General features: G+C 59.5%; 19 protein-coding genes and 1 tRNA gene. 6 read left to right on the plus strand and 14 right to left on the minus strand.

Features of this window, described 5'->3' with window-relative positions:
* Nucleotides 1-45 precede the first annotated feature (45 nt).
* The 3 genes from AC4PR2_RS18895 to AC4PR2_RS18905 form a co-directional block, all read right to left on the minus strand.
* Nucleotides 46-122, minus strand: a tRNA-Pro gene (locus tag AC4PR2_RS18895).
* 78 nt (nucleotides 123-200) lie between these two features.
* Entirely contained in the window at nucleotides 201-1,982 is a 1,782-nt protein-coding gene (yejM, locus tag AC4PR2_RS18900) for an LPS biosynthesis-modulating metalloenzyme YejM (RefSeq protein WP_346420304.1), read from the minus strand.
* Nucleotides 1,983-1,991: 9 nt separating this feature from the next.
* Nucleotides 1,992-2,219, minus strand: coding sequence for a YejL family protein (locus tag AC4PR2_RS18905; protein ID WP_004935782.1), 228 nt, complete (start codon nucleotides 2,217-2,219; stop codon nucleotides 1,992-1,994).
* A 211-nt stretch (nucleotides 2,220-2,430) separates the two neighbouring features.
* Here AC4PR2_RS18905 and yejK point away from each other — a divergent pair, with 211 nt between their 5' ends.
* On the plus strand, nucleotides 2,431-3,438 hold the full coding sequence (gene yejK, locus AC4PR2_RS18910; RefSeq protein ID WP_149571280.1) for a nucleoid-associated protein YejK: 1,008 nt from the start codon (nucleotides 2,431-2,433) through the stop codon (nucleotides 3,436-3,438).
* 84 nt (nucleotides 3,439-3,522) lie between these two features.
* Here yejK and rplY read toward each other — a convergent pair whose 3' ends face one another.
* Entirely contained in the window at nucleotides 3,523-3,807 is a 285-nt protein-coding gene (gene rplY / locus AC4PR2_RS18915) for a 50S ribosomal protein L25 (RefSeq protein ID WP_019453645.1), read from the minus strand.
* Nucleotides 3,808-3,969: 162 nt separating this feature from the next.
* Nucleotides 3,970-5,727, minus strand: coding sequence for a DNA repair helicase RadD (radD, locus tag AC4PR2_RS18920; RefSeq protein WP_087763384.1), 1,758 nt, complete (start codon nucleotides 5,725-5,727; stop codon nucleotides 3,970-3,972).
* A gap of 317 nt (nucleotides 5,728-6,044) precedes the next feature.
* On the opposite strand from radD, the gene rsuA reads away from it, so the two are divergent.
* The 3 genes from rsuA to AC4PR2_RS18935 all read left to right on the plus strand — a co-directional run bounded on the left by rsuA (nucleotide 6,045) and on the right by AC4PR2_RS18935 (nucleotide 8,935).
* Nucleotides 6,045-6,758, plus strand: a complete 714-nt coding sequence (gene rsuA / locus AC4PR2_RS18925; protein WP_060420171.1) for a 16S rRNA pseudouridine(516) synthase RsuA — start codon at nucleotides 6,045-6,047, stop codon at nucleotides 6,756-6,758.
* A gap of 41 nt (nucleotides 6,759-6,799) precedes the next feature.
* On the plus strand, nucleotides 6,800-7,996 hold the full coding sequence (locus AC4PR2_RS18930; protein WP_047730236.1) for a Bcr/CflA family multidrug efflux MFS transporter: 1,197 nt from the start codon (nucleotides 6,800-6,802) through the stop codon (nucleotides 7,994-7,996).
* Nucleotides 7,997-8,590: 594 nt separating this feature from the next.
* The gene (locus AC4PR2_RS18935) at nucleotides 8,591-8,935 is read left to right on the plus strand and encodes a YejG family protein (RefSeq protein ID WP_004935763.1); all 345 of its coding nucleotides are present in this window, start codon (nucleotides 8,591-8,593) and stop codon (nucleotides 8,933-8,935) included.
* A gap of 9 nt (nucleotides 8,936-8,944) precedes the next feature.
* Here AC4PR2_RS18935 and yejF read toward each other — a convergent pair whose 3' ends face one another.
* The 8 genes from yejF to AC4PR2_RS18975 all read right to left on the minus strand — a co-directional run bounded on the left by yejF (nucleotide 8,945) and on the right by AC4PR2_RS18975 (nucleotide 19,327).
* Nucleotides 8,945-10,555, minus strand: a complete 1,611-nt coding sequence (gene yejF, locus AC4PR2_RS18940; RefSeq protein ID WP_100396398.1) for a microcin C ABC transporter ATP-binding protein YejF — start codon at nucleotides 10,553-10,555, stop codon at nucleotides 8,945-8,947.
* Between the two features lies 1 nt (nucleotide 10,556).
* On the minus strand, nucleotides 10,557-11,582 hold the full coding sequence (locus AC4PR2_RS18945) for an ABC transporter permease (RefSeq protein ID WP_060420176.1): 1,026 nt from the start codon (nucleotides 11,580-11,582) through the stop codon (nucleotides 10,557-10,559).
* Entirely contained in the window at nucleotides 11,579-12,670 is a 1,092-nt protein-coding gene (locus tag AC4PR2_RS18950; protein WP_087763381.1) for a microcin C ABC transporter permease YejB, read from the minus strand. The genes AC4PR2_RS18945 and AC4PR2_RS18950 overlap by 4 nt, the downstream gene beginning before the upstream one ends.
* 9 nt (nucleotides 12,671-12,679) lie before the next feature.
* Entirely contained in the window at nucleotides 12,680-14,488 is a 1,809-nt protein-coding gene (locus AC4PR2_RS18955) for an extracellular solute-binding protein (RefSeq protein ID WP_330112927.1), read from the minus strand.
* Between the two features lie 93 nt (nucleotides 14,489-14,581).
* The gene (locus AC4PR2_RS18960; RefSeq protein ID WP_060420184.1) at nucleotides 14,582-16,165 is read right to left on the minus strand and encodes a cyclic di-GMP phosphodiesterase; all 1,584 of its coding nucleotides are present in this window, start codon (nucleotides 16,163-16,165) and stop codon (nucleotides 14,582-14,584) included.
* A 412-nt stretch (nucleotides 16,166-16,577) separates the two neighbouring features.
* Nucleotides 16,578-17,153 carry a bifunctional murein DD-endopeptidase/murein LD-carboxypeptidase gene (gene mepS, locus AC4PR2_RS18965; RefSeq protein WP_038876300.1) on the minus strand — a complete coding sequence of 192 codons (576 nt, stop codon included), beginning with the start codon at nucleotides 17,151-17,153 and terminating at the stop codon, nucleotides 16,578-16,580.
* A 410-nt stretch (nucleotides 17,154-17,563) separates the two neighbouring features.
* Nucleotides 17,564-18,274: a phosphatase PAP2 family protein gene (locus tag AC4PR2_RS18970; RefSeq protein WP_038876299.1), complete on the minus strand. Its 711-nt coding sequence runs from the start codon at nucleotides 18,272-18,274 to the stop codon at nucleotides 17,564-17,566.
* Between the two features lie 78 nt (nucleotides 18,275-18,352).
* A complete protein-coding gene (locus AC4PR2_RS18975; protein ID WP_060420186.1) occupies nucleotides 18,353-19,327 on the minus strand; it encodes a CobW family GTP-binding protein in 975 nt (324 codons plus the stop codon).
* Nucleotides 19,328-19,645: 318 nt separating this feature from the next.
* Here AC4PR2_RS18975 and AC4PR2_RS18980 point away from each other — a divergent pair, with 318 nt between their 5' ends.
* Nucleotides 19,646-19,954 (plus strand): YmdA family protein, encoded by a 309-nt coding sequence (locus AC4PR2_RS18980; RefSeq protein WP_060420188.1) that lies wholly within the window; start codon nucleotides 19,646-19,648, stop codon nucleotides 19,952-19,954.
* A gap of 62 nt (nucleotides 19,955-20,016) precedes the next feature.
* Here AC4PR2_RS18980 and AC4PR2_RS18985 read toward each other — a convergent pair whose 3' ends face one another.
* On the minus strand, nucleotides 20,017-21,489 hold the full coding sequence (locus tag AC4PR2_RS18985; protein ID WP_492175367.1) for a mannitol dehydrogenase family protein: 1,473 nt from the start codon (nucleotides 21,487-21,489) through the stop codon (nucleotides 20,017-20,019).
* A 293-nt stretch (nucleotides 21,490-21,782) separates the two neighbouring features.
* On the opposite strand from AC4PR2_RS18985, the gene uxuA reads away from it, so the two are divergent.
* Nucleotides 21,783-22,973: a mannonate dehydratase gene (uxuA, locus tag AC4PR2_RS18990; RefSeq protein WP_100396392.1), complete on the plus strand. Its 1,191-nt coding sequence runs from the start codon at nucleotides 21,783-21,785 to the stop codon at nucleotides 22,971-22,973.
* The last annotated feature ends 23 nt before the right edge of the window (nucleotides 22,974-22,996 follow it).

Consider the following 22,996-nt stretch of genomic DNA (forward strand, 5'->3'; position numbering starts at 1 on the left):
GGCAGACGAAAAAAAACCTGCTGTAACAGCAGGTTTTCTTAAATTTGGTCGGCATGAGAGGATTCGAACCTCCGACCCCCGACACCCCATGACGGTGCGCTACCAGGCTGCGCTACATGCCGACGCTATGAAAATTCATACTACCGATTCCCGATGTTAATGCAAGCGCCTCGCCACTTGATTGCTTTAGTTTTAAGCAGTTAGTTGGCGATAAAGCGTTTTACATCGGTCAGCACCTGCAACAGCAGAGCAAGCTGCGGTTTCTCGTCTTTTATTTCATCGCCGTTCTGATCGTAGACGCGATAGTTGCCGCTGTTGTCCAGCATCAGCGTCTGCGTCGGCGTGGTGATCACCAGCTGATTGCCATCGCCGGTGGCGATCCAGTTGTTGCGGCGCTGGGCGGTGAACAGATCTTCGCCCTGCGAATAGTCTTTCGGCGCGGTCTTCACGTGCAGCAACCGTTGCATCAGGGTGCGCATCACGTCGTTATGGCCGGTCAGCTTGCTGATGGTCTGGGCCGGGGTGCCCGGCCAGTGGATCACCAACGGTACCTGCAGCTGCGCCTGGTTGAAGCCGGTGCCGGCCCCCCATTGGCCTTTGCCGCTGTCGTTGAATTCGACGCCGTGCTCGGCGGTGATCACCACCACGGTTTTGTCCAGCAGGCCGCGCTGTTTCAGGGTGTCCAGCACCTGGGCTATCTGGGCGTCCACGTCTTGCGCGCCGGTACGATAGCGCTGGATAAAGTCGGCCGGCGCCGGGGTTTTGGCACCTTCGGCCGGCTCGGCGCCGCTGAAGTTGATATAGGAGAACCACGGCTCTTTATCGCCCTGATCCGTCAGCCAGCGCTGCCATTGCTGCGTGGTTTGCGCGTCGCTTTGCGGCGCCGGCGTCGGCAGCGAGAAGTCGGTCAACAGGGCCTGACGGTACAGGCTGGCGTTGAAGCCGTCGGAGGAGAACAGCCCCAGCTGGTAGCCTTGATCGCTGAGCGCATTGATCAGCGCCGACGGCTTGCGCCCGGCGAGCACGCTGTCCAGATAGGTCGGGGAAATGCCGTAGAACAGGCCGAACAGCCCGGTATCGGCATGGTTACCTGAACTGTAATGATCGCTGAAACGCACGTTTTCCTGAGCGAAGCGCGTCAGCGCCGGCATGTCTTGCGCCACGTCTTTGGCGCGAATGCCGTCTACCACGATCATCAGCAGGTTATAGCCGCTGCCTTTATCGCCGTAGCTGAGATCGCTGAGCGGATATTCCACCGCCACCGCTTCCGGATTGCCTTGTTGCACCAGGCGGCGCTCATACTCTTGCTGGTCGAGCAGGCCGTGTTTTTCGAGGAACTTGCGCGCGGTCATCGGGTACGAGAGCGGCAGGTTGGCTCGCTGCATGGTGATCGGGCGATAGAAGTTGGCGTCGGCCCAGATATAAATCAGGTGCGACGCGAAAAAGGCGCTGATAAACAGCGCCGCCAGCGGCTTGCCGAAACGGCGGCGATTCAGGCTGCGCAGCTTTTGCCAGCTCCAGGTGCCGAACAGCATCTCCACCAGGAAGATCACCGGCACGCAGATAAACATCAGCTGCCAGTCGCGCGAAAGCTCGCTTTGGTCCGGGTTGACCACCAGATCCCACACCACCGGATTGAGGTGCAGGTGGAAATGGGAGAACACTTCGCTGTCGACCAGCAACAGCGTGAGCCCGGCGGTGGCCAGCGCGGCGGAAATAAATCGCAGCAGCCGCTGCGACATCACCACGAAGGTGAGCGGGAAGATCACCAGCAAATAGCCGGCGAACACGATAAAGCTGAAATGCCCCAGCAGGCTGACCAGAGCATAGACGCGGCCCAGCAGGGAAGCGGGCCAGTCGGTGACAAACAGGTAGCGGCTACCCAGCCCAAGGGCGAGCAGAATGTTGAATAAGGCGAACCAGTGCCCCCAGCTAATCATCTGGGAGACTTTTTCACGATAACGCTGACGGTTTGTCACCATAAGTCAATATTAATGCGCTTTGTCTTCACGGACAGAAGCCTGCAGGGCTTCCGCGAACGATCTCGCCAGGGTTTTCCGCTGCGCGGGGGCAACGCTGGTGTTGATCAAATTAGTGACCATGTTGCCCAGCACCATCAGGGAAAGATCGGTGGGGGTATGGTGTTTTTCCAGAACATTGACCAGCTCTGAGAGCAGTTGTTCAACGTGTTCGTCACTGTAACGGGATGATTGTGGCATAAAATTGCGCTTAGTAATCTGCAAAGTGCTCTATCTTACCGTATAGGACAGTGATTTTCCGCTCTTTTATCACTTCCTGTCATTCGGGAAATCGTTCGCCCGCGCCGGGGCGGCCCCTCGCTGCGCCTTTCCGGTTTGCCGCAGTTTTTTAGTATTGCAGGGCGGGGCCTTCAGTGTTTGAATACGCGCCTAAAGAACAGGAGGATTTACCATGAGTCTGGATATCGACCAGATCGCTCTGCATCAGTTGGTGAAACGCGACGAGCAAACGCTGGACGTGGTGCTGCGCGATTCCTTGCTTCCCGCCAACGCGGCGGTGGAAGAAATGATGGCGGAATTGCATCGCGTCTACAGCGCCAAGAGCAAGGCCTTAGGCCTGTTCAACGAAGGCAGCGAACTGGCGGAAGCGCTGCGCACCTGCCGCAAGGACGATAAAGACTTTCTGGCCTTCAGCCGCGCGGCGACCGGCCGCCTGCGCGACGAACTGGCGAAGTATCCGTTCGCCGAAGGCGGCGTGGTACTGTTCGGCCAATACCGCTATCTGGCGGTGGAGTACCTGCTGATCGCGGTGTTGAACAGCCGTAACAGCATGCGCGTCAACGAAGAGCTGGATATCAACACCACGCACTATCTGGACATCAACAACGCCGATATCGTTGCGCGCATCGATCTGACCGAGTGGGAAACCAACCCGGAATCGACCCGCTACCTGACCTTCCTGCGCGGGCGCGTGGGCCGCAAGGTCGCCGACTTCTTCATGGACTTCCTGGCGGCGTCCGAAGGGTTGGACACCAAGGCGCAAAACCGCGGGCTGCTGCAGGCGGTAGACGACTATTGCGCCGATGCGCAGCTGGACAAGAACGAGCGCCAGTCGGTGCGCCAGCAGGTGTACAGCTATTGCAATGAACAGCTGCAGGCGGGCGAAGAGATTGAACTGCAGGCGCTGTCGCAGGAGCTGTCGCCGCTCGGCGAGAAAGACTTCATGCAGTTCTCCAGCGAGCAAGGGTATGAGCTGGAAGAGAGCTTCCCGGCGGATCGCGGCACGCTGCGCCAGCTGACCAAATTTGCCGGCAGCGGCGGCGGCATCAGCCTGAACTTCGACGCCATGCTGCTTGGCGAGCGCATTTTCTGGGATGCGGCCACCGACACGCTGACCATCAAAGGCACGCCGCCGAACCTGCGCGATCAGCTGCAGCGCCGGACCGGCAGCGGCAAGTAAGCTTGCCGAATCGCAGACAATAAAAAACGCCGCAATTGCGGCGTTCTTTATTTCGGCGTCCCGAAAGGTTCGAAAACGTAGCGATTAAACGCGAACGAAGTCGATGTGAGCCAGTTTTGGCTTGAACGGGTGACGCTGTACAGCCTGAACCTTAACTTTGGTTTCTTTACCGTCGATAACCAGAGTTACTGCTTCGCTGTAGAATTCTGGTTTAGCTTCCATGTTCTTAACAGAATCATGGTCCAATTCGATGGAAACTGCAGCTTCTTTGCCACCGTAAACGATAGCTGGGAATTTGTTTGCTGCACGCAGGCGGCGGCTCGCACCTTTACCCTGGTCTTTACGTACTTCTACATTGATAGTGAACATTGTTTTTTCTCTTAAAAGAAAATTTACCCTGCTACAGGCGACCCAAGTAGCAAGTTCGGAAACCCGCTTTAACGCTGGGCAGGCCCAGGTAAAGCGCGCGGCATTTTAACGGAAAGCCGCCCGCAGGGCAACGAAAACCTGCCCGGGTTGGCGGCAGTTCGCTCAGGCCAATTGATTGGCGCGGCGGAAACGGCCTTGATAATCGAACACTTTCTCGCGCACCTGCCAAAACTGCCCGCGTTTGCGCGCCACCACGAAATCCGGATGGCGCAGCGCCTGCTGTTGCGCCAGCACGTCGGCGGCGGTGTGCCAGGCGAACGGCACGCCCGGCGCGCGCTGATGCGGGCGCAGGAACAGCATCTCGAACGCTTTGCGCTGCGCCGGCGTCTGCAGACGGAAGCGCTCGCTGGTGCTGGTGCCGTCCTCGTCGTAATAGGTGGCCTTCAGCCATTCGCCCTTGTCGTCGCGGCCGCTTTGCAGCTCCATGCCGCCGCAGCGCAGCACCAGCGCGTCTTTCAGCTTCAGCGCCGCTTTCAGCATGTCGTCGGGATCGACCAGCACCTCCTGACACTGATGGCAGCGGCGTGCGGCGATGTCGTTCTCCGCGCCGCAGTGCGGGCAGCTCTTGAACCGGAAGCGGTAATCGCACTGCTCGCGGTGGCCGTCGTCGTCCTCCAGCCAGCCCTGACAGCGGCGGCCGTAGTGCTCGATGATGTCGCCGTTTTCGGTGCACTTGCCCCAGAACAGGTTGGCGAAGCCGCAGGCCGGGCAGAACACCTGCACCGGTTGGCTGTCACCGTGCGGCTTGCTGACGCCGACCTCCGGCGTGAACAGGTCGTGCGGGTTGCCGGCGTAGTCGAGGATCAGGCAATCCTCCTTGCCGGGCGCCAGCCGCAGCCCGCGGCCGACGATCTGCTGATACAGGCTGACGGACTCGGTCGGGCGCAGGATCGCGATCAGATCGACGTGCGGCGCGTCGAAGCCGGTGGTCAATACCGCGACGTTGACCAGATAGCGCAGCCGCTGCTGTTTGAACGCCTCGATCAGCGCATCGCGCTCGGCGGGCGGCGTTTCGGCGCTGACCAGCGCGGCCTCGCCGGTTGGCAGCAGACTGTGGATCTCGCGGGCGTGCTCGACGGTGGCGGCGAAGATCATCACCCCTTTGCGGTCTTCGGCGTACTCAACAATCTGGCTGATGATATGCGGCGTGACGCGGTTTTGCCGCTTCAGCTCGCGGTTCAGATCCGCTTCGCTGAACAGGCCGTTGCTTCTGGCCTCCAGCCGGCTGAAATCGTACTGCACGATCGGCATGTCCAGCCGCTCAGGCGGCACCAGGAAGCCGTTCTTAATCATGTAGCGCAGCGGCAGCTCGTAGATGCAGTCGCGAAACAGGCTGGCGCCGTCGCCGCGGGTGAAGCCGTGGTAGTGATACTGGTAAATCCAGCCCTTGCCCAGGCGATAGGGCGTGGCGGTCAGCCCCAGCAGCCGCAGCTGCGGGTTGGTTTTCTGCAAATGCTGGATGATTTGCTGGTACTGGCTGTCGTCGTCGTCGCTGATGCGGTGGCATTCATCGACGATCAGCAGCGAAAAGGCGCCGTCGAACAGCGGCAGATTGCGCGCCACCGACTGCACGCTGCCGAACACCACCTTGCCGGCGCTCTCTTTCTGCTGCAGGCCGGCGGCGAAGATGTCCGCTTCCAGGCCGTAGGCGCAGTATTTGGCGTGGTTTTGCGCCACCAGTTCCTTGACGTGCGCCAACACCAGCACCCGCCCGCGGGCGCGCTTCGCCAGCTCGGCGATCACCAGGCTTTTGCCGGCGCCGGTCGGCAGCACGATCAGCGCCGGTTCGGGGTGCCGCCGGAAATGATTGATGGTGGCTTCGACCGCTTCCAGTTGGTAGGGGCGTAGGGTAAAGGCCATAATGAACGCCGTGGGTTGAGATGGGCCGTCGGGAAGCGGCTTTGTCACCGCTGCTCTCACAGAAACCGTGACATTCTACTCCCCGGACAGCCGAAAAATTTCTATTATTATGCCTTCTACGCGCGCGCGCTGCGAGGAGCGTGAAAATTACCTCTGTCGGGCAACGCGTTGTGCCGCTATACTCGTGTGACAGCAATCGCTGTTCCCCCACGCGATTCCCCCCCTGAACCTGCCATTTGCACCCGGTGCAACGGCGGGCGTCATATTTTGGCAATACGATCAATGCGATCATAACAACGACAGGCAAAGCAGATCCCATGCGATTGGACAAGTTTTTATCTCAGCAGTTAGGCATCAGCCGTGCGCTGGTTGCGCGCGAACTTCGGGCTAAACGCGTCACCGTGGACGGTGAGGTAGTGAAGAGCGGGGCGATCAAACTGACCCCGGAGCAAGAAGTGGCGTTCGACGGCAATCCGCTGCAGCAGCAGAACGGCCCGCGCTATTTCATGCTCAATAAACCGCAGGGCTACGTCTGCTCCACCGACGATCCCGATCATCCGACGGTGCTGTATTTTCTCGATGAACCGGTCGCGTACAAGCTGCACGCCGCCGGACGGCTGGATATCGACACCACCGGGCTGGTGTTGATGACCGACGATGGCCAGTGGTCGCACCGCGTCACGTCGCCGCGCCACCACTGCGAGAAAACCTATCTGGTGACGCTGGAGCACCCGTTGGCGGAAGACACCGCGCAGCGTTTCGCCGAAGGGGTGCAACTGCACAACGAGAAAGACCTGACGCGCCCGGCGACGCTGGAGCAGGTCGACGAGCGCGTAGTGCGCCTGACCCTCAGCGAAGGGCGCTACCACCAGGTGAAGCGGATGTTCGCTGCCGTCGGCAACCGGGTGATCGAGTTGCACCGTGAGCGCATCGGCGCCATCGTGCTGGATGACGACCTGGCGCCGGGCGAATACCGCCCACTGACCGAAGAAGAGATCGCCAGCGTGGGCGCGCCGCACCTGCAGGACTGAAAACCGATCATCGATTGCGGCCGATTAAGGAGTCGTGGAACGTGCAACAGAACCGAACCTCTCATCTCGGTTTGATTTTCATTTTGGGCCTGTTGTCCATGTTGATGCCGTTGGCCATCGACATGTACCTGCCCAGTATGCCGGTGATCGCCGCCCAGTTTGGCGTCGAGTCCGGCAGCGTGCAGATGACCCTCAGCGCCTATATGCTCGGCTTTGCCTTCGGGCAGCTGTTCTATGGGCCGATGTCGGACAGCCTCGGCCGCAAGCCGGTGATCCTGTGGGGAACGCTGATCTTCGCCATCGCCGGCTGCGCCTGCGCCATGGCGCAATCGATCGATCAGCTGATCGGGCTGCGTTTCCTGCACGGCCTGGCGGCGGCGGCCGCCAGCGTGGTGATCAATGCCCTGATGCGCGATATGTTCACCAAGGATGAGTTCTCGCGCATGATGTCGTTCGTCATTCTGGTGATGACCATCGCGCCGCTGCTGGCGCCGATGATCGGCGGTGCGCTGTTGCTGTGGTTCAGCTGGCACGCCATCTTTTGGACCATGGGCGCCGCGGCGTTGATCGGTTCACTGCTGGTGGCCCTGTTCATCAAGGAGACGCTGCCGAAAGAGCGGCGACAGCGGTTCCACCTGCGCACCACGCTGGGCAACTTCGGTTCGCTGTTCCGCCATAAGCGGGTGCTCAGCTACATGCTCGCCAGCGCCTTCTCGTTTGCGGGCATGTTCTCGTTCCTCAGCGCCGGGCCGTTCGTCTACATCGAACTGAACCACGTTTCGCCGCAGCATTTCGGCTACTATTTTGCGCTGAACATCGTCTTCCTGTTCCTGACGACGCTGATCAACAGCCGCAACGTGCGGCGGTTCGGCGCGGTCAAGATGTTCAAGCTGGGGCTGTTGGTACAGCTGGCGATGGGGCTGTGGCTGGTGGCGGTGAGCGCCGTCGGCCTGGGCTTCTGGGCGCTGGTGATCGGCGTTGCGGTCTATCTGGGGTGCATCGCGATGATCTCCTCCAACGCCATGGCGGTGATCCTGGATGACTTCCCGCATATGGCGGGCACCGCGTCTTCGCTGGCCGGCACGTTGCGCTTCAGCATCGGCGCGCTGGTGGGGGCGGTCCTGTCGATGGCGCCGGGTAAAAGCGCGTGGCCCATGGTTACCTCAATGGCGCTGTGCAGCATCGTGGCGGTGCTGTTTTATCTTTACGCCAGCCGGCCACGCGATCGCGCGGCCTGACGTTCTCCCAATGCGGGGCGTGTCGCCCCGCATCGTCATAGGGTTGCGCCCTGCCATTTCAGGGTGCAACTGGCAATTGAAATTTTGTTGCTAAATATACGCAAGCTAATCAACTGGTCATTTTTCCCTCTGTGTGTTTTTTGTTAAAAAATTCCACCGCCGCATCGCCTAATATTCCTCGGGAGGCGCAGCGTTCTGTCGGCTGAGCGCTGCGGAGGGTTTGTATTAGGATTGATGTAAATCAAGGCATTAGCAGGGGAGGCTGCGCTAACGTGGTGGGCTAAATGTTTCTTCATTGTAAAAATATGGCGACGGAAAAGTAGTCGCATTGCAAGAAAAAAGAGTTGAGATCGCTGCGGGAAAGGGTTACATATAACGCAAAAATGCGAGCTGAGTCGCAAAATGCCGTGAAATAACACCGCACGGCGCGCCAAAAAATGGCACGGCATCGGCAAGCACGGGGTCAAGTTAATGGCTAGCGGCAAAATTTACATTTAAATAACATTTGTGCGCGGCAGAGTCGGGAGTCAGCGGCTATAACTTAGTAACCCTGTCAGGTAAAAGTGTTTCACCTTTTCAATCTAGGGATTTCATGTGGAGAGTATCCAACTTTCGGTAGTGCATCGCTTGCCGCAAAGTTATCGTTGGCTATCTGGTTTCACCGGCGTGAAGGTTGAACCGATTCCGTTTAACGGAATAGACGAAGATAACAACCTGATTGGGCTGAAGTTACTCAGCCATGAAGGGGCCGAGGCCTGGCAGGTAATGCAACAGCTCAATCTGTCGCTGCAGGAGATTCAGGTCGACTGCGCGATCGTCGAATGGGAAGGCGAGCCTTGCCTGTTCGTGCAGCGCAGCGACGAGAGCGCCACCATGTGCCGCCTGAAAAACGTCGGCGCCGCGATCGCCGAACCGCTCAGCGCGCAATACCCCTTCTAGAATTCGCCGCTAATCCGCCAACTGCAGCAGTTGACGGGTATAGTCGGCGGCGGGCGCCGCGAAAATCGCCCGGCAGTCTCCCTGTTCAACCACTTCTCCCTGGCGCAACACGATGACCTGGTGGCATAGCGAACGCACCACCTGCAGGTCATGACTGATGAACAGATAAGCCAGTCGGTGGCGTTGCTGCAGCGATTTCAGCAGCGTCAGGATCTGCGCCTGCACCGATTTATCCAGCGAAGAGGTCGGCTCGTCGAGGATCAGCAGCTGCGGCTGCAGGATCAGCGCGCGCGCGATGGCGATACGCTGGCGCTGCCCGCCGGAAAACTCGGTGGGATAGCGGTGGCGCAGCTGCGGATCCAGGCCGACTTCCTGCAACACCTCGATCACGCGCTGTTCCCGCTGCTCTGTGCTAAGCCGCTGGTGCACTTCCAGCCCTTCGGCGATGATTTGCTGCACGTTCAGGCGCGGGTTCAGGGCGGAGTAGGGATCCTGGAAGACGATTTGCATCCGGCTGCGGTAGGGTAGCATCTGCTTCATCGTGAGCGGGTGCAGCGGTTCGCCGTCGAACCAGATGGCGCCCTGCGAGGCCAACAGGCGCAGCAGCGCCAGCCCGGTGGTGCTTTTACCCGAGCCGGATTCCCCCACCAGCCCCACGCTTTCCCCGGCGCGCAGCTCGAAACTCAATGATTTCAAGGCATAGTGATAATCCACCGTGCGGCGCAGCAGGCCGCGGCGGATGGGGAAGCGTACCTGCAGATCTTCCACCTTGAGCAGCGGCCGCTCATCGCCGGGGCGCCCGTTGGCCGCGGCAGGCAGCGGCAGCGGTTCACCGACGTCCTCGGCGGCCAGCAGCTGCTGCGTGTAAGGATGCTGCGGCCGGCTGAACAGCTGCGCACGGCCGTTTTGCTCCACGCAGCGCCCCTGACGCATCACCGCCACGTTGTCCGCCAGGCGGCGCACGATATTCAGGTTATGGGTGATGAACAACAGCCCCATGCCCATCTCCTGCTTCAGCTCTTGCAGCAGCGTCAGGATCTGCGCCTGGATAGTGACGTCGAGCGCGGTGGTGGGCTCGTCGGCGATCAGCAGTTTCGGGCGAGTCAGCACCGCCATGGCGATCATCACCCGCTGGCGTTCACCGCCGGACAGCTGATGCGGGTAATCCTGCAGCCGGCTTTTGGCCTGACGGATACCGACGCGCTCCAGGCATTCGACGATCTCTGCGCGCGCGGCTTCGCGCCGCAGGCCGCGGTGCAGCATCAGCACTTCCGCGAGCTGTTTTTCGATGGTGTGCAGCGGGTTAAGCGACACCATCGGTTCCTGAAAGATCATCGCGATCTGATTGCCGCGCACCTTGCGCAGCGCCGCTTCCGGTGCATGCAGCAACGAGTCGCCGTTGAACAGGATATCACCGGCAGGGTAAACCACCGGCGGCGCGGGCAGCAGGCGCAGTATCGACAGGGCGGTGACGCTTTTGCCGGAGCCGGATTCTCCTACCAGCGCCAGCGTTTCCGCCGGCGCGATTTGCAGCGAGAGTGCGTTGACCACCGGCGTGACGGTGTCGCCCTGGCGAAAGGCGATGCTGAGATCCTGAATAGCGAGCAAAGGAGTGGCCATATCAATGCGCCTTGCTGGGGTCAAAGGCGTCGCGTACCGCTTCGCCGATAAAGATTAATAACGACAGCAGCACCGCCAAGACCAGGAAGGCGGTGATGCCGAGCCACGGCGCCTGCAGATTGTTTTTGCCCTGCAGCAGCAATTCGCCGAGCGACGGCGAGCCTATCGGCAGACCGAAACCGAGGAAATCGAGCGACGTCAGGGTGGTGATCGAGCCGCACAGGATAAACGGCAGGAAGGTCAGCGTCGCCACCATGGCGTTGGGCAGCATATGGCGGGACATGATCACCCGATCCGGTACGCCCATGGCGCGCGCGGCGCGGATGTAGTCAAAATTGCGCGTGCGCAGGAATTCGGCGCGCACCACCCCCACCAGGCTCATCCAGCCGAACAGGATGGTGATGCCGAGCAGCCACCAGAAATTGGGCTGGACGATGCTCGACAGCAGAATGATCAGAAACAGCGTCGGCATGCCCGACCACACTTCGATAAAGCGCTGCCCCCACAGATCGAAACGCCCGCCGTAATACCCCTGGGTCGCGCCGACGCACACGCCGATCAGGCTGGAAAACAGCGTCAACGCCAGGCCGAACAGCATCGAGATGCGAAAACCGTACAGAACACGAGCGAGCACGTCGCCGCCGTTGCTGTCGGTGCCCAGCAGGTTGTGGCGCGAAGGCGGCGAGGGGAAGGGCACCTCGGTGGCGAAGTTGATGGTGTCGTAGCTGAAGCGGATCGGCGCCCAAACCGCCCAGCCGTGCCGTTCGATCTGCCGCTGTACGAACGGATCCTGATAGTCGGCTTCGGTGTTCAGCTCGCCGCCGAAGGCGGTTTCGCTGTAGTTAATCATAAACGGCAGGTACAACCGGCCTTCATAACGCACCAACAGCGGTTTGTCATTGGCGATCAGATCGGCGGCCAGGCTCAGGGTGAACAGCACCAAGAAGATCCACAGCGACCAGTAGCCGCGGCGGTTGCGGCGAAAACGCGCCCAGCGCGCCTGGTTGATCGGGCTAAGGCGGCTCATTGGCGGGCCTCGAAGTCAATGCGCGGATCGACCAGGGTGTAGGTGATATCGCTGAGGATATTCAACAGCAGGCCGATCAGGGTGAAGATATACAGCGTGCCGAACATCACCGGGTAGTCGCGCTGCAGCGTGGCGTCGTAGCCCAGCAGCCCCAGGCCGTTGAGCGAGAACATCACCTCAATCAGCAGCGAGCCGGTGAAGAACATGCTGATAAAGGTGGCCGGAAAACCGGCGATCACCAGCAGCATGGCGTTGCGGAACACGTGGCGGTAGAGGATTTTTTTCTCATCCAGCCCTTTGGCGCGGGCGGTGGTGACGTACTGCTTGCGGATCTCGTCGAGGAACGAGTTCTTGGTCAGCATGGTCAGGGTGGCGAAGCCGCCGATCACCGTCGCCAGCACCGGCAGGGTGATGTGCCACAGGTAGTCGGCGATCTTTGCCGGCCACGAGAGGGTGTCGAAGTTGCTGGACACCAGGCCGCGCAGCGGGAACCAGTCGAGGTAGCTGCCGCCGGCGAACAGCACGATCATCAGGATGGCGAACAGGAAAGCCGGAATGGCGTAGCCGATGATGATCAGCGTGCTGCTCCAGGTATCGAAGGCGCTGCCGTTGTGGACGGCCTTGCGGATGCCGAGCGGGATCGACACCAGGTAAATGATCAGCGTGCTCCAAAGGCCCAGCGTGATGGAGACCGGCAGGCTCTGGCCGATCAGCTGCATCACCGAAGCGCCGCGAAACAGGCTGTCGCCGAAGTCGAAGCGCATATAGTTCCACAGCATGGTGAAGTAGCGTTCGTGCAGCGGTTTGTCGAAGCCGTAGCGTTTTGTGATCTCGGCGATCACCTCCGGATCCAGGCCGCGCGAACCGCGGTATTGGCCGTCGCCAGCCGCGATGCCCGCCCGGGCATGACCCAGGCCTTCACCTGCGCCGCCGCTGCCAAAACCGCTGCCGTGCCCCAGCTCAATGGCGGCGATGGCCTGATCGACCGGGCCGCCGGGCGCAATTTGCACGATAAAAAAGTTGATGGTGATGATCGCCCACAGCGTGGGGATCACCAATAACAGTCTGCGTATCAGATAGGCCGCCATTCCGACTCCTTATTGCCGTTGAGCCGGTAAACGCGCCGCCTTGTTGACGTCGTACCACCAGTTGTCGAAGCCGATCGCATAGGCCGGGCGGATCGGCGGCGTGGAGAACTTGTCCCAATAGGCGTAGCGATCGTGGTTGGAGTACCACATCGGCAGCATGTAGTTGTTCCAGGTCAGCACCCGGTCCAGCGCGCGGCCGAGCGGCAGCAGGGCTTTTTCGTCGCCCTGATGGGCGGCGATTTGCCTGACCAGGCTGTCGACCGCCGGATCTTTGACGCCGGCCGTGTTGTAGCTGGAATCGATGTACTGCGAATCCCACAGGATTTGCAGATCGGCGCTGGGGAACGGCATCGCCATGTACACCGTCGACATCATGTCGAAATCGCGCTCGCGCATGCGGCGCGTATATTGCGAGGCGTCGACCTCGCGAATTTGCATCTCGATGCCCAGCCGCTGCAGGTTGTGGCGGAAGGGTAATACGTACTGGAAGTTGCTGCCGCTCAGCAGCATCAGTTCGAAGGTGAACGGCTGACCGGTTTTGGCGTTGACCAGCTTTTGATTTTTGACCACCCAACCGGCTTCTTTCAGTAGTTGAGTCGCTTTCAGCAGATTTTGCCGATCGTTGCCGCTGCCGTCGGAGGAGGGCGGCTGGTAGATGCTGGTAAACACCTCCGGCGGTATCTGGCCTTTGAGCGGTGCCAGCAAGGCCAGTTCGGCGGCGTCCGGGTAGCTACGGGCGGCGTAGGCGGTGTTTTGGAAATAGCTGTCGGCGCGCTGATAAGCGTTGTAATACAGCGCCTTGTTCATCCAGTTGAAGTCGAAAGCCAGGCCAATCGCTTCCCGTACCCGGCGATCGGCAAACAGCGGTTTTTGCAGGTTGAACGCCAGCCAGCGGGTATTCTGCGCCGCCTGGTTGGTCTCGTCCTGCTTGATGATGTAGTTGCGCGCGAAGTTGCCGCCCTGATACTGGGTGGCCCAGCTTTTGGGCGACGGCTCGATGCGGAAATCGTAAGCCCCGGCCTTGAAGGCTTCCAGCGCCACTTTATCGTCCAGGTAATAATCGTAGCGAATGCTGTCGAAGTTATAGCGGCCGCGATTCACCGGCAGGTTGGCGGCCCAGTAGTCGCGCACTCGCTGGTAGGTGATGTACTGGCCGAGGCGGTAATCGCCGATTTTATACGGGCCGCTGGCGAGCGGCGGGGTGCTGAGCGGTTCGTTGAGCTTATGGTTTTTCCAGAAGCTTTCCGGCAATACGCGCAGGCTGAGCAGGCTGAGGATTTGCTCACGGTTGGCTTTAGGCAGCTCGATGCGCACCGTCAGCCGGGAAATGGCCTTGACCGTGACGCCTTTGTAATAGGAGCGAAACTGCGGCACGCCTTCGGTCATGAATTTATTGAAGGTGAAGGCCACGTCGGCGGCGGTGATCGGGCTGCCGTCTTGGAAGCGGGCGCGCGCGTTGATATCCAACTCCATCCAGCGCATGTCGGCCGGGAAACGGGCCGATTCGGCAATCAGCGGATAATAGCTGCCGGGTTCGTCGTCGGAGTTGGTGAACAGCGTATCGTACAGCTCCATCGTGCGTTCACCGGGCACGCCACGGGTGGCGAAGCGGTTGAAGTTGTCGTAGGTGCCGATGGCCGGAAGCCGTACGTCGCCGCCCTTGGGCGCCGCCGGGTTGACGTAGTCGAAATGGCTGAAGTCGGTGGCGTATTTCGGTTCACCGAGAAGGGCGAAAGCGTAGCTTTCGTTGAGGGCTTCGGCCTGCAGACCGAAGCTCAGTGCCGAGAGCACCAGAGCAGCGAAAATGCGCACGGACATCGGACGGTAAGCTCCTGCTGTGGAATAAAGTACAACCTGCGCCCAGCATAACATTCTTCGGGTGAGCGCAGGGTAAAGATGCTTAAAGATTAACTATTTTTTTGCCTGATAATCAAAGACCTGATGAGCATTGCAGTAGGCGACGAAGTTGTCGATGCTCAGCGGCTTGCTGAAGTAGTATCCCTGCATGAAGTTGACGCCGTGTTCTTGCAGGAACTGCATCTGCTCGGCGGTTTCGACGCCTTCGGCCACCGTCAGCATTTTCAGCTTTTTCGCCAGCGAGATCACCGCATCCAGCACCGGCGCGGTGACCGTGTCCTGGCCAATGGTGTTGACGAAGCCACGGTCGATCTTCAGGTAATCCATGGTGAAGCGCTCAAGATAGATCAACGCGCTGTGCCCGGTGCCAAAATCGTCTACCGCGATCTCGATGCCCTGTTTGTGCAGCCAGTCAAACTCCGCCAGCGCGCTCTCTTCTTCCACCATGCCGCGCTCGGTGATTTCAAACACCAGCGTAAAGTAATCACCCGGCAGCTGCGCCAACAGTTCATACACGTCCTGGTGGAAGGACGGTGCGCTAAGGTGGGCGGGGGAGATGTTGAGGCCGACTTTACCTCCCCGTGGCAGCGCTTTGGCAAGCTGCGGCGCATCTTCGGCGATCAGCCTGAACAGCTGGCGGGTAAGCGGCACGATCAGCCCGTTGCTTTCGGCGTAGGGGATAAAGACATCGGGCGGGATGCGGCCCTCGATCGGATGCTGCCAGCGAATCAGCGCTTCCAGCCCGCCGATGCTGTTGCTGTCGGTGTGGAACACCGGCTGGTATTCGATAAAGAACTCGTTGCGCTTGATGCCGCGCAGCAGCGCGCGCTCCGGGCTTTGCCGCAGCAGCAGCATGTAGTAGCAGAGTACGCCGATCATCAATGACAGCACCAGGCTGCCCAACAGCGTCAGGCGAATGTCGTTGGGCGTCAGCTTCTCGTTGTAGAACATGATGGTCAACGGCAGATTGGGCAGCGTCAGGTTATCCGCCTTGCCTTTCGGCAGTTGATCGACCGGCATCAGGTTCGGGCTGAAAGTGGTCAGCGCGCGATTGCCCATCACGATGGCGATGCCCGGCGCCTGTTCGTCGTGCGAGGTGAACAGCAGATAGGGCATCAGATCGATGTCCAGCGTAGCGAGGATGCCGGTGGCCTGCTCGCCGGGATGCCGCAGCCAAACCGCAACCGCAGGCTTATTTGGCACGATCGGCGTGCCCTGCTGCAGCTTGAGATCCAAAGGCAGATCCCAGTCGATGTCCTGATAGAGGTTTTTCATCGGCAGCATCATGTCGCCGGTGGCGGAGGAGCAATAGGCGTAGCCGTCTTTCACCAACAGAAAGGTGCGCACGCCGCTGGTAAAGGCCGCCTGGTAGGTAATGTCCGACTGGCTGGAGAGGCAAGGCTTGTCCAACAGCGGCATCATTTGCTGCATCACGGCCGTCAGATGCGAGATATAACCCAGCGTGAACTTTTGCGTACGCGCTTCGACTTTATGTTGATATTGCGTGCGCTGGTGGTTGATCAAAGAAAGCGTGACCGCGGTGAATAGCGTAAAAAATACCAGAGCGGCGACGCCGCTTTTAGCCAGGCTGCGCTGTCGGTGAGAGACGCTGCGGGCGAAAGCCCTTTTCAAGCCCATAACCGAGTCCTCTGCAACAGGGCGTCAGGGGTGTCGCACAGCCAGTTAATGGATTGTACCAACGGCTTTTTTTTCATTTTTGCCTTTTTATCCCGTACCAACCGGCGGCGCCGTTTAAATACGCGGCGTCGCCGACAGAAATATAATGCGCCTATTCTAAGCGGAAACGTTTTAAATAACGCCGGGGCGCCGTTGCCGTCATCTGACGATAATAGGCGAGTTTTTCCTCGACGGCGCGATTTCCTGCCAACAGTTTATCAAAATAATGGCGTGCGGCGGCGTTAAGCGGGGAGAGGTGACGATAAGCCAGGGACCAAGCGCGAGGGCACCTGTTCAACCGCCAAAAAAAACGCCGCCCGTAGGCGGCGCTTATCGCTCGTTTGGTATTCGGAATCTTCAAGGCGATGCGCCGTCAGCCGCTGGTCAGCACCCGGCGCGCTTCTCGATAACGTTTGTCCCAATAGTTATCGGTCAGCTTGGAAATCATGACACCACTGCTGGTGGAGGCGTGAACGAATTGATCGTTGCCTAAATAGATGCCGACATGGCGCCCGGTAGAGCCGGCGCGGAACAGCACCAAATCGCCGGCGCGCAGCTTGGTGCGCTGGATTTTCTTGCCGAGATCTTCCTGTTCATAGGTAGAGCGCGGTAAATCCATGCCGAACTGTTCGCGGAAGGTACGCTGCACAAACGCCGAGCAATCGATGCCGCGCTTGGTGTCACCGCCTAAGCGGTAGCGAACGCCTTTCCAGTCCGCGTACTGATCCATAATCTTTGACTTGACGTCAACGTTGCGGACCATCGCTTCGAATTCATCCTGAGAGGCTTGCAGTAAAAGACCGTCTTTGTCATTAACTGCACGCATCTCAGTTTGTGCGTTATTCAAGTTCGAAGTGTGAGTCGAGCTGCACGCTGACAGCATAACCGCCGCGGCAATTGCAGGGACTACCCGCAAAAAATATCTCAGAAACGGTTGAGATTTGACCATTGTTGTTGTTTTCCCTTGAAGTCCTTAACGACGAAAGTCGCTACCTGAAAAATGCCAAACGGAACGAGCCTAGTCCGCACCTGTTGCATCGACAACCAGTTACCGTTGAAAACGTGCGAGAACGCACATTTTTATCGGATTCCATACTGATTCGACTTAAACCAGGCACAAACGCATCTGAGATTACCGGAACAAATAGGGGATTGCGAGCCTTTTTCCCGTCTTTTTTATATGAATTTGTGATGTAACATAAAGTAAATCTTCATATAAAAAACGCCAATTGTCCGATGTATGAATCTGGCGTGAAATCAGGTTGCAAAAGCGTTAACGGGCGGCGGTGAAATTTTGCGCGCGGCGCGGGGGTAGGGCACGGGAGGCGTGGGCCTCCCGGTATGAGTCATAGCCGCACGTTATGGTTGGCCGGGGCGGTGCTTGCCAGGCAACAGGCGATTCAACCGATCGACAATCCAGTCGCTGCAAGGCGTCATCAGCACCCAACTGGCGCCAACCAGCACCACGGACAGCGAACCGACGGCGATATCGGTAAACCAGTGGGCGCCAATCATCACGCGTGGCAATGAGAAGACCAGCGTAATCAGCAGGGCGACGGCGAAGGCGCCGCGGCCAAAATAGCGCAGCATAAAGCAGGAAAAAATAATCAGCATCATGCCGTGGTCGCCGGGGAAGCTGTCGCCGGAAGCGTCCTTGGTCGGGATGCCGGTCAGCTCGCTGACGCGATGGATATTGTCGAAGGTCAGGGTAGGGCTCGGATGTTTCACCGGCAGCAGATGGCCAAGCTGATTCAGCACCACGGCGGTCAGCAGCATCACCACGCCGGTGATCACCAGGCGGCGGCGGCCGGCGGCGTCCTGCTTCAGGTAGAAGTACAGATACAGCAGACCCATGGCGAGCAGCGAAATGACATCAAACGCGCGGTTATTGGTGATGGCGACCAGATGCAAAAATGCCGGGTCGGTAGCCAGATGGCGGTTAAAGAAGAAAAAAATCGCCGAATCCAGGGTAAACCAGCCGCCGTGATTGGCCGGCAGGAACCAGGACAGAAACAGCGCAACGCCCAGTAAGTTAAAGAAGAGAATGAAGGGTAAATTGCGGCGTGTCATGACATAACCTGTTGAAAAAATGAAAACGAAACAAAACCCGGCCGCCCTGCGACAACCGAGGGGGCAACGGTACGGGGTTTAACTTAAACGAATCTTAAACAAGGCGGATTGCAGGGCGTTCCAGTCGGTATTTTCGCTGTGGATCAGTTCAATCCGGCTGTCGAGCGGCGCGAGCGGGCGGGTTTCGATGTTGAGATCCTGCCCCTGACGATTGATCAGCAATGTGCCTTCGGGAATGCGCACCACGCCTTTGGCGCGTTCGACCGGCGCGAGTCGTACCCACTCCATAAAGCCGACGGTGTCGAACTGGGTGTCGGCGTCAAAAATCCAGCCGCAGCTGGTGAAGCCTTGCCCCTCGTTCAGCGCTCGCCGCCAGCGGGCGTGCTCCGGCAATCGCAGCGCTGCCAGCCCCTGCGTTTTCGCCTGACCATGATGATGCTGCGCGTCCGGTAATTCTGCACGATTCGTGCGCGGGAGGGACAACAGCGCGACATCCGCTTGGCCTTGCGCGATGGCGTAGCAGGGCCGCTGCAGCGGATCTTGCGCCCTCCAGGCTTCCAGCGCCCGCCTGTCTTCCGGCTGATAGGTATCGCTTTTGCTGGCCAGAATAACATCGGCCGCGGCCAGCTGATCGCGGAAGTTTTCGTTGTCGCGGTAGCGGGGTTGGCTGAGCTGGCGGGCATCCAGCAGGCACAGCGTGGCCTGCAGATCGATCCAGCCGGCATAGCTCTCCTGGGTCAGCAGCGACAGGATTTGCTTCGGGTGTCCGAGCCCGGTCGGCTCAATCAGCAGCCGATCCGGTTTGGCCTGCTGCAGTAGCATATTCAAGCCCACCTGCATCGGCAGGCCGTTGACGCAGCACATGCAGCCGCCGGGGATCTCTTTGAGCACCGCGCCGCTGTCCGCCAGCAGCGCGCCGTCGATGCCTATTTCGCCGAATTCATTGACCAATACCGCCCAGCGTTCCTGTTCGGGCTTATGAGCCAGCAAATGGCGGATGGTGGTGGTTTTACCGCTGCCGAGAAAGCCGGTAATCAAATTGGTTTTGGTCATTAATAATTCCTGGCGTAAAAATTAACTTGCTTAATAAATGAGTTACGCTGCCTTGTCGGTGAAGCGGCCGCAATTTAATTTGTGCTCTATCTCGCAAATTTTGCACGTCACCCTGCGCTTTTCAACCGGCAAAAGCCACCTTTAAAAGCAAGAAAATTCTTAGATAAAACCCTGTATTAGATGCGGTTAACTTTTGTTAGTAGCTTGTTTTTACATTGTTAATGACGCGATTAACGATCAAATCCTGTCCCTTTCCTTGCGATTATTCCTAACAAGATCCTCTATGGTTAAATTGGCTTAACTAAAAATGAGGTTGCCATGAATACCTTTCGGTTATTTTTGATCGTAGGAATGTTGTTTTCATGGACGGCAGTGAGTCATGCAGGAGTGGCCGGCGGGGTAATTCGCTTCGTCGGTTCTATCGTTGAAAGTCCTTGCACGGTCAATATTGCAGATTCTAAGGCGAATACGCAATGTTACCGCAACGGCCAGCGTTATCAGGCCCAGCAAGCGTTGTCAGGTTTTGATGCTACACGCAAAGAACTTCCGCTAAATCTAGGCACAACCGAAATGAAGTGGGTAGACCAACAGAAAAAACTTGCTGTTATGACGGTCGTTTATCGTTAAGTCGTTCCGCCATGCCGGCGTAACGTTACGCCGGCATGGTTATTCTCGGCCCTGCAGGCTCCTCACCGCATCACCCACTCCTTCACCGTTTCACGCGCCCCGCGATCGCGCAGGGACAAATAGGCTTGCGTTACCGCTTCGGTAAACGCCGCATGCGCCGCCAGCGTTTCGCCGAACACTGATTTCAGCGCCAGCAACGCCGTTACGCGTCGCCGATCGTCCGTTGTGGCGGCGATCGTCTGTTGCAACACGTCTGCCAGCGGATCGCGAATGTCGATCGGCTGACCGGCGTCATCGACGCCGCCGACGTAACGCATCCAGCCCGCCACGCCCAGCGCCAGCCCGCTATAGTCACCGCCGTGCCGCAGATGCCAGCGCACCGCGTCCAGCAGGCGCTGCGGCAGCTTCTGCGAGCCGTCCATGGCGATCTGCCAGGTGAGGTGTTGCAGCGCCGGATTGTTGAAGCGCGCGATAAGCTGTGTGGCGTAGTCGGCCAGACTGATGCCGGTGACGCTCAGCGTCGGGGCCTGTTCGTCCAGCATCAACCGCAGGGCGGCGCGGCGGTAGTGCTCATCCGCCATGCACTCGTTGATATAGCGGTAGCCGCCCAGGTAACCGAGGTAAGCCAGGAATGAGTGGCTGCCGTTCAGCATGCGCAGCTTCATGTGTTCAAACGGCAGTACATCGCTGACCAGTTGGACGCCGGCCTGCTCCCACGCCGGGCGTCCGGCGATAAAGTTGTCTTCCACCACCCATTGGATGAAGGGCTCGCAGGCGATGGCGCATTCGTCGCGCACGCCGCCCAGCGCGGCGGCGATCTCATCCAGCGTGGCCGGCGTGGCGGCCGGCACGATGCGATCCACCATGGTGCAGGGGAAGGTGGCGGCGGTGGCGATCCAGTCGGCGAGTGCCGGATCCCGCGCCTGCGCCAGATCGAGCACCGCCCGGCGCAGCACGTGGCCGTTCTCCGGAATATTGTCGCAGGAGAGCAGGGAGAAGGCGGGCAGGCCGCGTTCGCGCCGCAGCCGCAGCGCTTCCACTAAAATGCCCGGCACGGTCTGCGGCTGATGCGGCCACGCCAGATCGGCGACGATCCCCGAATGCTGCCTATCCAGCCGCCCGCTGCCGGGCTCGATGCAATAGCCTTTTTCGGTGATGGTCATCGAAACGATCGCCACCTGCGGCTCGGCCAGCTTCTCCAGCACCGCGGCGATGCCTTCCAGCTTGCGATGCAGGCTCTCATGCACCGCACCGACCACGATGGCCTGATGGCCGTCCGCGCCTTTCTCCAGCACGCTGTACAGATGATCCTGTTGCCGCAGCGCCTCAAACAGCGGCACGCCGCCGGAAAGACTGATTTCGCAAATGCCCCAATCGCCGCCTTGGGCGTTCAGCACCCGATCGGTCAGCAGCGCCTGATGCGCGCGGTGGAACGCGCCGAAGCCAAGGTGCACGATGCGGCTGCGTAGGGCCCGGCGGTCATAGTCCGGCTGCCGGACGGCGCTCGGCAGCGGGGTGTTGGCGATCGTTTTCATCTCATCTCCAAAACGGGTAAGACAGCTGGCGGGCCACTTGCGCCAAGTTAGTAGACCAGTTTTCCGCCGCGCAGGCAGGGTGGCACCGGTGATAAAAAACTGCGACCAGTGTAAGGATGTCGGCCAGTTAAAGGAATTGGTCAGTCCAAAATAAGCCAGAATCGTGAAGTGGATCAACCAATGAGGGGTTCTGTTTTGACAGCGCAGGGCGAAAGAGTAAGTTAAAGATAACTGACATCTAAATTAAACTGGTATAACAGCATTGCGGTGCGAGACAGGCATAAGGACAAAACATGGAACAAACATGGCGTTGGTATGGCCCGAACGATCCGGTTTCTCTGGACGATGTGCGTCAGGCCGGGGCGACCGGGGTGGTGACGGCGCTGCATCATATCGCGAACGGTGAAGTCTGGCCGATCGACGAAATCCGCGCGCGGCAGGCGCTGTTGGCGGAAAAGGGGCTGGTGTGGTCGGTGGTGGAGAGCGTGCCGGTACATGAGGAGATCAAAACCCACAGCGGCGACTGGCGGCGGTATATCGCCAATTACCAGCAGTCGCTGCGCAACCTGGCGGCCTGCGGCATCGATACCGTCTGCTACAACTTCATGCCGATCCTCGACTGGACGCGCACCGATCTGGCCTATCCGCTGCCGGACGGTTCCAAAGCGCTGCGTTTCGATCAGATAGCCTTCGCCGCGTTCGAGCTGCATATCCTGCAGCGCGCCGGCGCCGAAGCCGACTATACGCCGCAGGAACGCAGCCAGGCGGCGGCCCGTTTCGCCGCCATGAGCGAGGAGGAGAAAGCCACGCTGACCGGCAACATCATCGCCGGGCTGCCGGGGGCGGAGGAGGGCTACACGCTGGATCAGTTCCGCCGCCGGTTGGCGGAATACGACGGCATCGACAAGGCGCGGCTGCGCGAAAACATGGCGGCCTTTCTGCGCGCCATCGTGCCGGTGGCGGAAGAGGCCGGCATCCGGTTGGCGGTGCATCCTGACGATCCGCCGCGGCCGATCCTCGGCCTGCCGCGCATCGTCTCCACGATTGAAGACATGCAGTGGCTGAAGCAGACCGTCGACAGCATTTATAACGGCTTCACCCTATGCACCGGTTCATACGGCGTGCGCGCCGATAACGATCTGGTGCGGATGATTGAGACCTTTGGCGATCGTATTCACTTTACCCACCTGCGCGCCACCTGCCGCGAGGAGAACCCGAAAAGCTTCCACGAAGGGGCGCACCTGCAGGGCGATGTGGACATGGTGGCGGTGATCGAAGCGATCCTGACCGAAGAGCTGCGTCGGCAACGGGCAGGCGATCGGCGGCCGATCCCGATGCGCCCCGATCATGGGCATCAGATGCTGGACGACTTGAAAAAGAAAACCAATCCGGGCTATTCGGCCATCGGGCGGTTGAAAGGGCTGGCGGAGCTGCGCGGCGTCGAGCTGGCGCTCAAGCGGCGCTTTTTCCCGGAATTGCCGTAGCGGAAAAGGAAACGGGGCCGAGA

It is taken from the genome of Serratia sp. A07 (assembly GCF_058725505.1).